This is a genomic window from Paraburkholderia flagellata (assembly GCF_021390645.1).
GTDB lineage: Bacteria > Pseudomonadota > Gammaproteobacteria > Burkholderiales > Burkholderiaceae > Paraburkholderia > Paraburkholderia flagellata.
The window spans coordinates 2,832,889-2,844,884 of record NZ_JAJEJT010000001.1 but is presented as its reverse complement, the minus strand read 5'-3'; the positions used below and the strand labels follow the sequence as shown (position 1 = coordinate 2,844,884).

The 11,996-nt window shown below is 67.4% G+C and carries 11 protein-coding genes and 1 riboswitch; of the genes, 7 read left to right on the top strand and 4 right to left on the bottom strand.

Annotated features, from left to right (window positions below):
• Nucleotides 1-38 precede the first annotated feature (38 nt).
• From L0U83_RS12765 to L0U83_RS12750, 4 genes are all read right to left on the bottom strand, one after another.
• On the bottom strand, nucleotides 39-1,403 hold the full coding sequence (locus L0U83_RS12765) for a D-amino acid dehydrogenase (RefSeq protein WP_233883111.1): 1,365 nt from the start codon (nucleotides 1,401-1,403) through the stop codon (nucleotides 39-41).
• A gap of 49 nt (nucleotides 1,404-1,452) precedes the next feature.
• Nucleotides 1,453-2,748 carry an MFS transporter gene (locus tag L0U83_RS12760; protein WP_233883109.1) on the bottom strand — a complete coding sequence of 432 codons (1,296 nt, stop codon included), beginning with the start codon at nucleotides 2,746-2,748 and terminating at the stop codon, nucleotides 1,453-1,455.
• Nucleotides 2,749-3,025: 277 nt separating this feature from the next.
• Nucleotides 3,026-3,793 carry an SDR family NAD(P)-dependent oxidoreductase gene (locus tag L0U83_RS12755; protein ID WP_233883107.1) on the bottom strand — a complete coding sequence of 256 codons (768 nt, stop codon included), beginning with the start codon at nucleotides 3,791-3,793 and terminating at the stop codon, nucleotides 3,026-3,028.
• A complete protein-coding gene (locus L0U83_RS12750) occupies nucleotides 3,790-5,547 on the bottom strand; it encodes an ABC transporter ATP-binding protein/permease (RefSeq protein ID WP_233883105.1) in 1,758 nt (585 codons plus the stop codon). Before L0U83_RS12750 ends, L0U83_RS12755 begins: the two co-directional genes overlap by 4 nt.
• A gap of 286 nt (nucleotides 5,548-5,833) precedes the next feature.
• A riboswitch (TPP riboswitch) is annotated at nucleotides 5,834-5,947 on the top strand.
• Nucleotides 5,948-6,195: 248 nt separating this feature from the next.
• Here L0U83_RS12750 and L0U83_RS12745 point away from each other — a divergent pair.
• The 7 genes from L0U83_RS12745 to mlaD all read left to right on the top strand — a co-directional run bounded on the left by L0U83_RS12745 (nucleotide 6,196) and on the right by mlaD (nucleotide 11,990).
• Nucleotides 6,196-7,344 (top strand): FAD-dependent oxidoreductase, encoded by a 1,149-nt coding sequence (locus L0U83_RS12745; protein WP_233883103.1) that lies wholly within the window; start codon nucleotides 6,196-6,198, stop codon nucleotides 7,342-7,344.
• A 42-nt stretch (nucleotides 7,345-7,386) separates the two neighbouring features.
• A complete protein-coding gene (thiS, locus tag L0U83_RS12740) occupies nucleotides 7,387-7,584 on the top strand; it encodes a sulfur carrier protein ThiS (RefSeq protein ID WP_233883101.1) in 198 nt (65 codons plus the stop codon).
• 98 nt (nucleotides 7,585-7,682) lie between these two features.
• Nucleotides 7,683-8,498 (top strand): thiazole synthase, encoded by an 816-nt coding sequence (locus L0U83_RS12735; protein ID WP_233883099.1) that lies wholly within the window; start codon nucleotides 7,683-7,685, stop codon nucleotides 8,496-8,498.
• Entirely contained in the window at nucleotides 8,495-9,607 is a 1,113-nt protein-coding gene (thiE, locus tag L0U83_RS12730; protein WP_233883097.1) for a thiamine phosphate synthase, read from the top strand. Before L0U83_RS12735 ends, thiE begins: the two co-directional genes overlap by 4 nt.
• A gap of 169 nt (nucleotides 9,608-9,776) precedes the next feature.
• Complete coding sequence (locus L0U83_RS12725; RefSeq protein ID WP_233883095.1) at nucleotides 9,777-10,598, top strand: ABC transporter ATP-binding protein; 822 nt, start codon at nucleotides 9,777-9,779, stop codon at nucleotides 10,596-10,598.
• Nucleotides 10,595-11,371, top strand: coding sequence for a lipid asymmetry maintenance ABC transporter permease subunit MlaE (mlaE, locus tag L0U83_RS12720; RefSeq protein ID WP_233883093.1), 777 nt, complete (start codon nucleotides 10,595-10,597; stop codon nucleotides 11,369-11,371). The genes L0U83_RS12725 and mlaE overlap by 4 nt, the downstream gene beginning before the upstream one ends.
• Before the next feature lie 73 nt (nucleotides 11,372-11,444).
• Entirely contained in the window at nucleotides 11,445-11,990 is a 546-nt protein-coding gene (gene mlaD / locus L0U83_RS12715) for an outer membrane lipid asymmetry maintenance protein MlaD (protein ID WP_233883091.1), read from the top strand.
• The last annotated feature ends 6 nt before the right edge of the window (nucleotides 11,991-11,996 follow it).

The following is an 11,996-nucleotide window of genomic DNA, read 5'->3' as shown; positions in this document are numbered from 1 at the left end:
GACGGCGTACCTGCCGCCGCTTAGTGACCTTGGTGACGTTAGTGACGATACCGCGCCAGCGTCAAACCATCGAGATCGATTTCCGGCGAACGCTGCGTGACGAGGTCCGCGACCACGCGGCCCGAGCCCATCGACATCGCCCAGCCCGTCGAGCCGTGCCCGACGTTCAGCCACAGGCCATCGACGCCCGACGTGCCCAGCAGCGGCGCGCCGTCCGGCACCATGGGCCGGCGTCCCACCCAGAACTGCGCCGACGAAGGCGTCGCCGCATGCGGGAACCAGTCGTCGAGCACCTTCATGAGCGTTTGCAGCGCCTGCTCGCGCAGCGTCGCGCGGTGGTCGCCCAGCTCCGCCGTGCCCGCCACGCGCAGGTATGGACCGAAGCGCGTGATCGCCGTCTTGAGCGATTCGTCCATGAGTGCGGCGCGCGGGGCCTTTTGTTCGTCGACCACGGGCAGCGTGGCCGAATAGCCCTTCACCGGATATAGCGGCACGCGCACGCCAAGCGGCGCGACCAGCGCCGCGCTCTCCACGCCCAGCGCGACCACCACGGCGTCAGCGGCGAGCGAGTGCGGCGTGTCGTCGGCGGGCTCGCTGCGCTCGGCCGGGCGCAGCACCTCCGCCGGCGCGCGGCGCTGCTCGCGCCGGTCCCGGCGGTTGTTCGCCTTGCGGCGGCCGGGCACTGCGCGCACGCGTACGCCGTTCACCTTGCCGCCCGCGGCTTCGAGCGCGAGCACCTCGGTATCGAACAGAAACGTCACGCCGCGCGCTTCGCATACGGAGCGCAGCTCGCGCGTGAAGCGCGCGCAGTCGCCGGCCTCGTCTTCGGGCAGATAGACGCCTGCCACCGGTTTCACTCGCGACCACGCGAGCCCCGGCTCGACCAGCGCGCAGGCGTCGGAATCGAGTTCGCGATAGGCGATGCCTGCGTCGCGCAGCACGCCGAGCGCCGGTTGCGCGAGTTCAAGGTCATACTCGCTGCGAAAGAGCTGGAGATAGCCCTGGCTGCGCCCGTACTCGAACGCGTGCGTGGCGCGAAACGCGTGCAGGCATTCGCGGCTGTAATAGGCGATGCGCTGCATGCGCTGCTTGTTCACGCGAAAGCGCGCGAGATCGCATTCGCGCAGCCAGCGTGCGATCCAGCGCCACTGCGCGGCGTCGAGCGTGGGCCGGAAGATGAGCGGCGAGGTGGGCTTGAGCAGATATTTGATGAGCTTCGCGGGCATGCCCGGCGCGGCCCACGGCGTGACATAGCCGGGCGCGATGACACCTGCGTTGCCGAAGCTCGTGCCGAGCGCGACGCCCGGTTCCCGTTCGACGACGGTCACGTCGCAGCCTCGTTCGCTCAAATAATACGCAGTAGCGACGCCGATCACACCGGCGCCGAGGACGATCGTTTTCATGCCGGTCGCACAACAGGGAGGGACGGTCGGTATTGCAGCATGTTCGCGCTCATCGTGCAGTGGACTCCGCAGACGGGCGCTCGCTCGCGGCAGCAGGCGTTTCCTCGGTCAGCACTTTGCCCTTCGTCTCCGGCAGGCACAGCGCCGCGACGATCACGAGCAGATAGCCCGCGCCGGCCACCGTGCCGATCGCTTTCACGAGCGACGTGGTTTGCGCGAACACGCCCACGAGAATGGGGAAAAAAGAGCCGAGCCCGCGCCCGAGGTTGTAGCAGAAGCCCTGACCCGAGCCGCGGATCGCGTTCGGGTAGAGCTCGGAGAGATACGCGCCCACGCCCGCAAAAATGCCTTGCACGACGATGCCGAGCGGAAAGCCGAGCAGGAGCATCGCGGTGTCGGTGATGGGCAGCATCGTGTAGGCCATGCCGAGCGCAAACGAGCCTATGGCGAACAGGATGAACGAGGCGCGCCGGCCGATCTTGTCGCAGAGGATCGCGCCGACGATATAGCCAGTGAACGAACCGACGATCAGCACGATCAGATAGCCGCTCGTGTTGAACACCGAGAGGTGGCGCACCGTCTTGAGGTAGGTGGGCAGCCAGGTGGTGATCGCGTAGTAGCCGCCGAGCATGCCGGTGCACAATGCGCTGCCGAGCAGGGTGGTGGCCAGATGTGCGGGCGCGAAGATCTGCATGAAGTGGCTGTGCGTCGCGCCGCTTTCACGCGCGCGGCGCGTGGCGACGAATACGTCGGGGTCGCTCACGTTGCGGCGCACATAGAAAATCCACAGCGCCGGCACGATGCCGATCCAGAAGCACGCGCGCCATGCATATTCTTCGGGGAGCAGGGCGAAGAAGGCCCAGTAGAGGATGGCGGCCGCGCCCCAGCCGAACGACCAGCTGCTCTGCACCGTGCCCACGGCCTTGGCGCGATGCTGCGGCGAGCGGATCGTTTCGGCCATCATCATCGTGACGACCGTCCATTCGCCGCCAAAGCCGATGCCCTGCAGCGTGCGCGTCGTGAGCAGTTGCCAGAACGAATGCGTGAAGCCGGAGAGGCAGGTGAAGACCGCGAAGGTGGCGATGGTCCACTGCAGCACGCGCACGCGGCCGTAGCGGTCGGCGAGGATGCCGGCGAGCCAGCCGCCGATTGCCGAGGAGATCAGCGAGCTGGTCGCGATCATGCCGGCCTCGCTCTTGGTCATGCCCCAGGTGGCGATGAGCGTCGGGATCAGGAACGAGTAGATCATGAAGTCGAACGCGTCGACGGCGTAGCCGCCGAAACCCGCGTAGAGCGTGCGTCGCTCGCGCGCGTTCAACTCGGTGAACCATTGAAAGTCGCCCATCGCGTGTCTTCCCCCATATTTTGTTGTGCGCACAACGAACCGGCCGGGCGGCGCGTGTTGCGCAAGCGAGCCGGCTGGCGCAAACGCCCTGGGTGGCATGTGCGCTCGACGCTGACGGGCTGCGCGGTGCAACGCCGCCCGTCTCCGGTGTGCTGGATGCGTATTTTACGGTGCGAAACCGTACTGAGGCGAGGGGCAATTTGGGGCGCCCGCTATCGTCTCGTTCCGATGTTTGGTTCGATAGCAAGCGAACGATGGCGCGCGGGGCCGCGAGGCGTTACAGCGTGAGGCCGCCATCGACGTGGATCACCTGGCCTGTGATGTGGCGCGCGGCGTCCGAAAGCAGGAAGGCGATGAGTTCCGCGACATCGGCGGGATCCGCCACGTGGCCGAGCGGCGTTTCCTGCGCCGCACGCGCCCACACCGGCGCGTTTTCTGGCGTGGGGCCTTTGTCCTTGCGTGTATAGCCGGGCGCGACGCAGTTCACCGTCACACCGTGCGGCGCCAGCTCCGCAGCGGCGGTTTTCGCCAGCGACTCGAGCGCGGCCTTCGCGGCGGCGGTTGCGGCGAACGGCGCGCCGGCGCGGTAGCGGTGGGCGACGAACGAACTCAGCGCGACCACGCGGCCGCGCGCCGAGCGCTCCAGCGCCGGCTGCGCACGTTGCACGAGCGCAGCGAACGCGGCGGGCATGGCCGCGAATGCGCCTTCGAGCGACGCGGCGTTGAGCGCGGCGAGCGTTTGGCGCTGCGCATGCCCGGCGTTGGCGACGACCTGGTCGAGCGAGCCGAAGCGCGCAAGCGTGGCGTCCACGAGCGCCGCTGCGTTACCGCGCTCCGCGAGATCGCCGCATGCGGTGGCGCACTTTGAACCTCGCATTTCGCACTCGGCGGCAACATCGGTGAGCCGCGCACGCGACGCCTCATCCGCGCCGCGCGCGTGCAGCATCAACGCCGCACCAGGCGCTGCGATGCGACGCGCGAGCGCCGCACCGATACCCGAGCCCGCGCCCGTGATCAGCACGACGCGCGCCGGACTTGCGCTCACGCGGCAACCCGCTCTTCGGGCATGCGCGCGATCTCGAGCGTTTCGTGGTGGTACGCCTCAAGCGACTCGCGGTGCGCGACGCTCACGATCGCAGCCTTCGGCAGGCGTTCCACGAAGAGCTTGTAGAGACGCCCTTCGTTGTCGGGATCGAGCGCGCTCGTCGCTTCGTCGAGGAACAGGTAATCGGGTTTGTGCAGCAGCACGCGCGCGCCCGCGAGGCGTTGCTGCTCGCCCGGCGAGAGTACACGCGTCCAGTGTGCCGACTCGCCGAGACGATCTGCATACTCTTCGAGGTGGCAGGCGCGCAGCGCTTCGCGGCAGTCTTCGTCGCTATAGTCGTCGGCGGGCGAGGGGTAGGTGAGCGCCGCCTTGAGCGTGCCTATAGGCAGATAGCTCTGCTGCGGGATGAACATCATGCGCGCATCCACAGGCGCGTCGATCGAACCTTCGCCGAACGGCCAGAGGCCCGCGAGCGCGCGGATGAGCGTGCTCTTGCCCGCGCCCGAGGGACCGCGCACCAGCCAGCGCGAACCCGGCTTGATCGCGATGTCGCGCACTTCCGAGAGCGGCATACCGTTGGGCAGCGAGAGCTTGAGGTGCTCGGTGGCGAGCTCGTTGCTGTCGACGAAATGCAGGTTGATGCCGCCGTGCTCGGTGGCGGGCGAGACCGTTTCCTTCAGGCGCGGCGAGTGCACCACACGCACGAATTCGCGCAGACGATTCACCGTAGCGCGCCATTCGACCAGCGTGGAGTAACTGTTGATGAACCACGAGAACGAATCGCTCACGGTGCCGAACGCCTGCGAAATCTGCATGAGCACGCCAAACGTGAAGGCGCCCGCGAAGTAGCGTGGCGCGGCCACCACGAGCGGGAAGATGATGGCGATCTGGCCGTAGAAGCTCAGCACGAAGGTGAGGCGCTTCGTGTACTTCATCACGCGCCACCAGTTCTCGCGGATGTGCTGGAAGAGGCCTTGCGCGTTGCCACGCTCGGTGTCCATGCCGTCGTAGAGGGCGATCTGCTCGGCGTTTTCGCGCAGGCGGATCAGGCCGAAGCGGAAGTCAGCCTCTACCTTCTGTTGCTGGTAGTTGATCGACACGAGCGGGTGGCCGACCTTCTGGATCACGAGCGAGCCGAACACGGCGTAGAGCGCGGCGGCCCAGACCATGTAGCCCGGAATTGCGAGCGGCGTGCCGCCCAGCGTGATCGTGAGCGCACCCGCGAGCGTCCACAGGATCGTGATGAACGAGATGAGCGTGACGACCGTGGAGAGCAGGTCGAGCGTGAGCGAGAGCGTGGTCGTGGCGAACGACTGGAGGTCGTCGCTGATCCGCTGGTCGGGGTTATCGGCGAGGCGGTCGCGCTCGATACGGTAGAACGCACCCTTGCCGAGCCATTCGCTCAGAAAGCGCGTGGTGAGCCACTGGCGCCAGCGAAAGCCGAGCATCTGGCGCAGATAGCGTCCATACACCGCGAGGATGATGAAGCCGAACGCCAGTTCGGTGAAGGTCATCAACAGAGGCGGGAAGCGCTTGACGTCCTTGGCCTGCAACGCGTTGTAGAACTCCGCGCTCCAGCCGTTCAGGCGCACGTTGATCCACACGACGAGCAGGTTCATCACGATGATCGCGACGAGCAGCCCCCAGGCGATCCAGCGTTCCTCGGAGACCCAGTAGGGCTTGATCAGGCTCCACGCGGTGATCTTCTGATGCTCGTTCTGATCAGGTGTGGCGCGGGCAGGTTGGTTGGTCATGTGCGTCCTGAAGATGTGGCTGAGCGCTGGGGGCATGCGCTGCGCGCCCCATGGCGGCAGCGGTGCAGCGATTTTTGCAGCGATTCTGTCGCCGGGCGCTTAAGTGAGTCTTAATGTGCAGAAAGCGGAGACAAAAGCGCACGCCGGCGCCGCCGTAGCGTGGCGCCCATTGTCTCACCGCGCGGGCTTGTGAGGCGAAAGCGGCGGGCTCAGGCCATTGTGCCAGAGCAGAAGTGCCGTTCCGCCGAGGTTTGCGGGCCGCGCGCCTTTTGTGGTCTAATCGACGTTGACGAAACAGGGGTGCTTCACCGGTATGCGGGGCATGCCGTACTGAGGCTGAGAGAGACCCTTCGCACCCGATCCGGGTAATACCGGCGCGGGAAGTTTCCAGAAAGTCTTACCGGAGCGCCCAGCGTTTGCAGGGGCGCCAGGATTCCCGCCGGGCTGCGCTTTGGGCGCATGGGTTCGTACGAATTCCTTATCGGGACGTATGGGCCGTTTGCGCCGCATAGCCTCCACGGTCGGCCTTGCCAGCCGGTTTCGTCCTTGGGTACGTCTGCTGCTGCCGTACGGAAAGGATACGATGACCGCCTATTCTCTTTGTTCCCCGATTTTTATCGCGTTCGCCTTGCGTGACGGAGCGTCGTCATGAGTCGCGCCCATCACCGTAGCGCGGGCAGCGTGCCCGACTTCGCCGTGCTCGGCGGCGGCTTGAGTGGCCGGCTCGTCGCGTGGCGTCTCGCCGGCGAGGGCCATCGCGTCGCGCTCTACGAGCGTGGCGGCCCTGAAGGTGGCGAGGCCGCGGCCTGGGTCGCGGCGGCCATGCTCGCGCCGCTCGCGGAGGCCGCCGTGGCTGAGCTGCTCATCACCGAGCTTGGCGTGGCGTCGCTCGAGACCTGGCCGCGCATTCTGGCCGAATTGCCGGAGCCCGTGTTCTTCCAGCGCAATGGCACGCTTGTGGTCTGGCATACCGCTGATCGCACCGAAGCCCCACTCTTCGAGCGCCGCGTGCGCGCCAACGCGCCGTGTTCTCTCGCCGATACGAACTTTGTCGCGCTCGCGGGCGCGCAGCTCGATGCTGCCGAACCGGCGCTCGCCGGGCGCTTCGCGCGCGGCTGGCTGCTCGAAGGCGAGGGCCAGCTCGACAATCGCCAGGCGTTGGCCGCGCTGGCGGCGGGGCTCGCAGCGCGCGGCGTGGAAACGCACTGGCACACCACGGTCGACGAGGCCAATCCGCCGCCCGCACGCGTGACGATCGACTGTCGCGGGCTAGGCGCCAAACCTGCGCTGCCGGGTTTGCGCGGCATTCGCGGCGAAGTCGCGCGCGTGCACGCGCCGGGCATCACGCTCACGCGCCCCGTGCGGCTGCTGCATCCGCGCTATCCGCTCTATATCGCGCCCAAGGAAAACGACGTCTTCGTGATCGGCGCGACCGAGATCGAAGGCGAGGACCGTTCGCCCGTGAGCGTGCGCTCGGCGCTCGAACTGCTGAGCGCGGCGTTTGCGGTGCATCCGGCGTTTGGCGAGGCGCGCATCCTCGAGTTGAACACGCAGTGCCGCCCGACGCTGCCCGACCATCGCCCGGCGCTCATTTGGGACGGCAAGACGACGCTGCGCGTGAACGGTCTTTACCGGCACGGTTTCATGATCGCGCCGGAAGTCGCCGACGAAGCCGCGCGCTTCGCGCAAGCGCTGCTCGACGCGCGCGTGAACGACGCCGATTCCTTCGAGTCGCTGCGCCGCGCGTCGCGCTGGGGAGAGATGCTGCACGCGCAGGGCGCGCACGAGCCGGCCTGAAGCATCACCAGAAATAAACCGTAGTCTGAGAACGCATTTGCCATGGACATTCATATCAACCAGAAGCCGGTCACGCTGCCCGAAGGCGCGACTGTCGCCGATGCGCTCGCCGCATTTGGCGCGCGTCCGCCGTTCGCCGTCGCGCTGAACGGCGATTTCGTGGCGCGCGCCCAGCATGGCGCTCGCTCGCTCCAGGCGGGCGACCGCCTCGACGTCGTGAACCCCGTGGCCGGCGGCTGAGCCTCGCTCGCTGAAGGCCGCCGGTCGCGCGTCGCCGCTCAATGCACAGGTTGCACAGCTAGCGAGCGCTTTCACGACACCGCCAAGGATTCCAAACCATGACTACCACTCCCACCGCCGACGCGCTCACGCTCTACGGCGAAACCTTTGCGAGCCGCGTGCTGCTCGGCACGTCGCGCTATCCGTCGCTGCAGTCGCTTGCCGATTCGATGGCGGCCGCGCGCCCGGGCATGATCACCGTCGCGCTGCGCCGCCAGATGAACGAGGGCACCGCCGAAGCGGGCTTTTTCGACCTGCTCAAGCGCCACGGCGTGCCGCTCTTGCCGAATACGGCTGGCTGCCTCACCGTCAACGAGGCGGTCACGACCGCGCACATGGCGCGCGAAGTCTTCGAAACCGACTGGATCAAGCTCGAACTGATCGGCGACGACTACACGCTGCAGCCCGACCCGGTCGGCCTGATCGAGGCCGCGTCGCGCCTCGTGAAGGACGGCTTCAAGGTGCTGCCGTATTGCACCGAGGACCTCGTGATCGGCCGGCGTCTGCTCGATGCGGGCTGCGAAGCGCTCATGCCATGGGGCGCGCCGATCGGTACGGGCAAGGGCGTGATCAATCCGTACGGCCTGCGCGTGCTGCGCGAGCGCTTGCCCGATGTGCCGCTCATCGTCGACGCGGGCCTCGGCGTCCCGTCCCATGCGTGCCAGGTGATGGAGTGGGGCTTCGACGGCGTGCTGCTCAATACGGCCGTTTCGCAGGCCACGCACCCCGACGCGATGGCGCGCGCGTTCGCGCTGGGCGTGGAGGCGGGGCGCGCCGCGTACCTCGCAGGGCCGATGGCCGAGCGCGAGGCGGCCGTTGCGAGCACGCCCGTGGTAGGCATGCCGTTCTGGCACCAGGATGGAGACAAGCGATGACTGAAACGCTGCGACTGCAGGACCGCGAACTGTTCTGGCCGCCCGCCGACGAACTCACCGAAACGGCGGAGCGCATCCGCGCGCGCCTCGGCGACTGGCAGCCCACGCATGCGCCGTGGCGCATCTGTCTCACGCCGCCTGACGCGCCCAACGGCGGCGATCTCATCATCGTCACCGACGCGGCGCCGCATCTGGCCAACATCGCGCGCTGGATGATCGACGGTGCGGGCGTGATCGAAGCCGCCGGCGAGAACCCGAAGGCCGCGCGCGCCACGCTGCATCTGGGCGGCGAGCGTTACGCGCTCGAAGGCGAGCTGGCGGAAGACTGGATCCCCGCGCTCGCGGCGTTCCTCGACTGCGGCTTCGACCCGCACGACGCGCTCGTGCTCGCGCTCGCCTGGCGCGACGGCGACGAGCAGAAGGCCGACGCCTGGCCCGTCGACATCGAACGCTTCCCGCGCGTGCTGGGCCTGCCTGCCGCGCCCGCGCAGCCGTTCGCGCCGTGCCCCGCGAAGCTTGGCCTGTATCCGGTTCTGCCCACGGCCGACTGGGTCGAGCGTGTGCTCGATTACGGCGTGAAGACGGTGCAGTTGCGCAGCAAGCAACCGAAATCCCCGGCGCTCACGAACGAGATCGAGCGCTGCGTCGCGGCGGGCCGCAAGCACGACGCACAGCTTTTCATCAACGATCACTGGCAGGAGGCCGTCGCGGCCGGTGCTTACGGCGTGCATCTCGGCCAGGAAGACCTGCGCGAAGCCGACCTCGGCGCGATCGCGGCGGCAGGCGTTCGTCTTGGCCTCTCGACGCACGGCTACTTCGAAATGCTCACGGCGCTCCATTTCCGTCCGAGCTACCTCGCGTGCGGCGCCGTCTTCGCCACGACGACCAAGGCGATGCCCACGGCGCCCCAGGGCCTCGCGCGTCTCGCCCGCTACGTGAAGCTGCTGGACGGCGTCGTGCCGATGGTGGCGATCGGCGGCATCGACGGCAATGTGCTGCCCGAAGTGCTCGCCACGGGCGCGGGTAGCGCCGCGGTGGTGCGCGCCGTGACCGAGGCCGCCGACCCGGCTGCCGCGGTTGCTGCATTGCGCAACGCGTTTACGCAATAATGGTCCGCCCTGGCCTCGGGCTGCGCCGCATGCGCGACCCGAGGCCGAGGGGGCCGCAACCCGCAGCAGCGGGCGACTGCGGCTTACATCAATGGGACTCGGGGCGTCACGGCAGGTTTTCCACGATGGCCCTATAATCCCGCCTTCGTGTAAATGGACTGTCAGCCACGTGCCCTCAACTTCTGAGACCCTACTGGAGCTGCGCGACGTCGACTTCGGCTACGGCGACCGGCTCGTCCTGTCCGGCCTGAACATGCGCTTTGCGCGCGGTCAGGTAGTGGCAGTCATGGGCGGCTCGGGTGGCGGAAAAACGACAGTGCTGCGCTTGATCGGCGGCCTCGTTCGCGCCCAGCGCGGCCAGGTGCTGTTCGGCGGCCAGGACGTCGGTGCGCAATCGCGCGACGGCCTCTACGCCCTGCGCCGCAAGATGGGCATGCTCTTCCAGTTCGGCGCGCTCTTCACCGACATGTCGGTATTCGAGAACGTTGCCTTCGCCCTGCGCGAGCACACCGATCTTCCTGAAGAGCTGATCCGCGATCTCGTGCTCATGAAGCTCAACGCCGTCGGCCTGCGCGGCGCGCGCGACCTCGCGCCGTCCGAAATCTCGGGCGGCATGGCGCGCCGCGTCGCGCTTGCGCGCGCTATCGCGCTCGACCCCGAGCTCATGATGTACGACGAGCCGTTCGCGGGTCTCGACCCGATTTCGCTCGGCATCACCGCGAACCTCATCCGCACGCTCAACGACGCGCTCGGCGCGACCTCGATCCTCGTCACGCACGACGTGCCCGAGTCGTTCGCGATCGCCGACTACGTGTATTTCGTCGCGAACGGCCGCGTGCAGGCAGAAGGTACTCCCGACGAACTGCGCGCCTCGACCGATCCGATCGTGCGCCAGTTCATCGACGGCGCGCCGGACGGCCCGTTCCGGTTCCACTACCCGTCGAACCTGCCGCTCGATGCGGACTTCGGCATCGGCGGAGGTCGCTCATGATCGGCGCCATCAGCTCGATCGGACGCACTGTGCTCGAGACGATCTCGCGCGCGGGGCATGCCACGCGCTTCTTCGTGCGCCTCGTCCTCGAATTCTTCGTGCTGCTGCGCCGGCCTCGCCTTGTTACGAAGCAGATTCACTTCGTCGGTAATTATTCGCTGTTGATCATTGCCGTGTCGGGCCTGTTCGTGGGCTTCGTGCTCGGCCTGCAGGGCTACTACACGCTCAACCGCTACGGCTCCGAGCAGGCGCTTGGGCTGCTGGTCGCGCTCTCGCTCGTGCGTGAGCTCGGGCCCGTCGTCACCGCGCTGTTGTTCGCGGGCCGCGCGGGCACCTCGCTCACGGCCGAGATCGGCCTCATGAAAGCGGGCGAGCAGCTCACCGCCATGGAAATGATGGCCGTGGACCCCGTGCGCGTGGTGGTCGCGCCGCGCATGTGGGCGGGCGTGATCGCCATGCCGATCCTCGCGGCCATCTTCAGCGCGGTCGGCATTCTGGGCGGCTACGTGGTGGGCGTGCTGCTGATCGGCGTGGACGCCGGCGCGTTCTGGTCGCAAATGCAGGGCGGCGTGGACGTCTGGACAGACGTCGGCAACGGTGTGGTGAAGAGCATCGTGTTCGGTTTCGCCGTGACGTTCACCGCGCTCTATCAGGGCTACGAGGCGAAGCCCACGCCCGAAGGCGTGTCGCGCGCGACCACGAAGACAGTCGTGTACGCGTCGCTCGCGGTGCTCGGCCTCGACTTCCTGCTCACCGCGCTGATGTTCAGCTAAAGACGCCGGGCAGTGACCCGGCCGCGCGGCGCGCGTATGAGCGCCGCCGCAACGGATTCTCATTGGGATGACGATGAAAAAGAATGCTCTCGACTTTTGGGTCGGCCTGTTTGTGGTGCTGGGCTTTATCGCGCTGCTGTTTCTTGCGCTGAAGGCCGGCAACATGAGTTCGCTGTCGTTCCAGTCCACCTACCCGGTGAAGCTCAAGTTCGACAATATCGGCGGCCTCAAGCCGCGTGCGCCGGTGAAGAGCGCGGGCGTGACCGTGGGCCGCGTGGCCTCGATCGGCTTCGACTCCAACACCTATCAGGCGCTGGTGACGATCAACCTCGACCAGCAGTACCAGTTTCCGAAGGACACGTCGGCGAAGATCTTGACGTCCGGCTTGCTCGGCGAGCAGTACATCGGACTCGAGCCGGGCGGCGACACGGAAATGCTCAAGGCGGGCGACACCATCTCGATGACACAGTCGGCCATCGTGCTCGAAAACCTGATCGGCCAGTTCCTCTATAGCAAGGCGGCCGACTCGGGCGCCGCAAAGCCGTCCAGTGGCACGAGCACGGATGCGGCGCCTGCCGCGGCGCCCGCACCGGCGCCGGCGGCTTCGGCGGCCCAATAAGGAGAA

What these genes read in the sequence shown, in the direction of transcription:
- L0U83_RS12765 (WP_233883111.1), bottom strand. Translation starts at nt 1,403, where the DNA reads ATGAAAACGATCGTCCTCGGCGCCGGTGTGATCGGCGTCGCTACTGCG.
- L0U83_RS12760 (WP_233883109.1), bottom strand. Translation starts at nt 2,748, where the DNA reads ATGGGCGACTTTCAATGGTTCACCGAGTTGAACGCGCGCGAGCGACGC.
- L0U83_RS12750 (WP_233883105.1), bottom strand. Translation starts at nt 5,547, where the DNA reads ATGACCAACCAACCTGCCCGCGCCACACCTGATCAGAACGAGCATCAG.
- L0U83_RS12745 (WP_233883103.1), top strand. Translation starts at nt 6,196, where the DNA reads ATGAGTCGCGCCCATCACCGTAGCGCGGGCAGCGTGCCCGACTTCGCC.
- thiS (WP_233883101.1), top strand. Translation starts at nt 7,387, where the DNA reads ATGGACATTCATATCAACCAGAAGCCGGTCACGCTGCCCGAAGGCGCG.
- L0U83_RS12735 (WP_233883099.1), top strand. Translation starts at nt 7,683, where the DNA reads ATGACTACCACTCCCACCGCCGACGCGCTCACGCTCTACGGCGAAACC.
- thiE (WP_233883097.1), top strand. Translation starts at nt 8,495, where the DNA reads ATGACTGAAACGCTGCGACTGCAGGACCGCGAACTGTTCTGGCCGCCC.
- mlaE (WP_233883093.1), top strand. Translation starts at nt 10,595, where the DNA reads ATGATCGGCGCCATCAGCTCGATCGGACGCACTGTGCTCGAGACGATC.
- mlaD (WP_233883091.1), top strand. Translation starts at nt 11,445, where the DNA reads ATGAAAAAGAATGCTCTCGACTTTTGGGTCGGCCTGTTTGTGGTGCTG.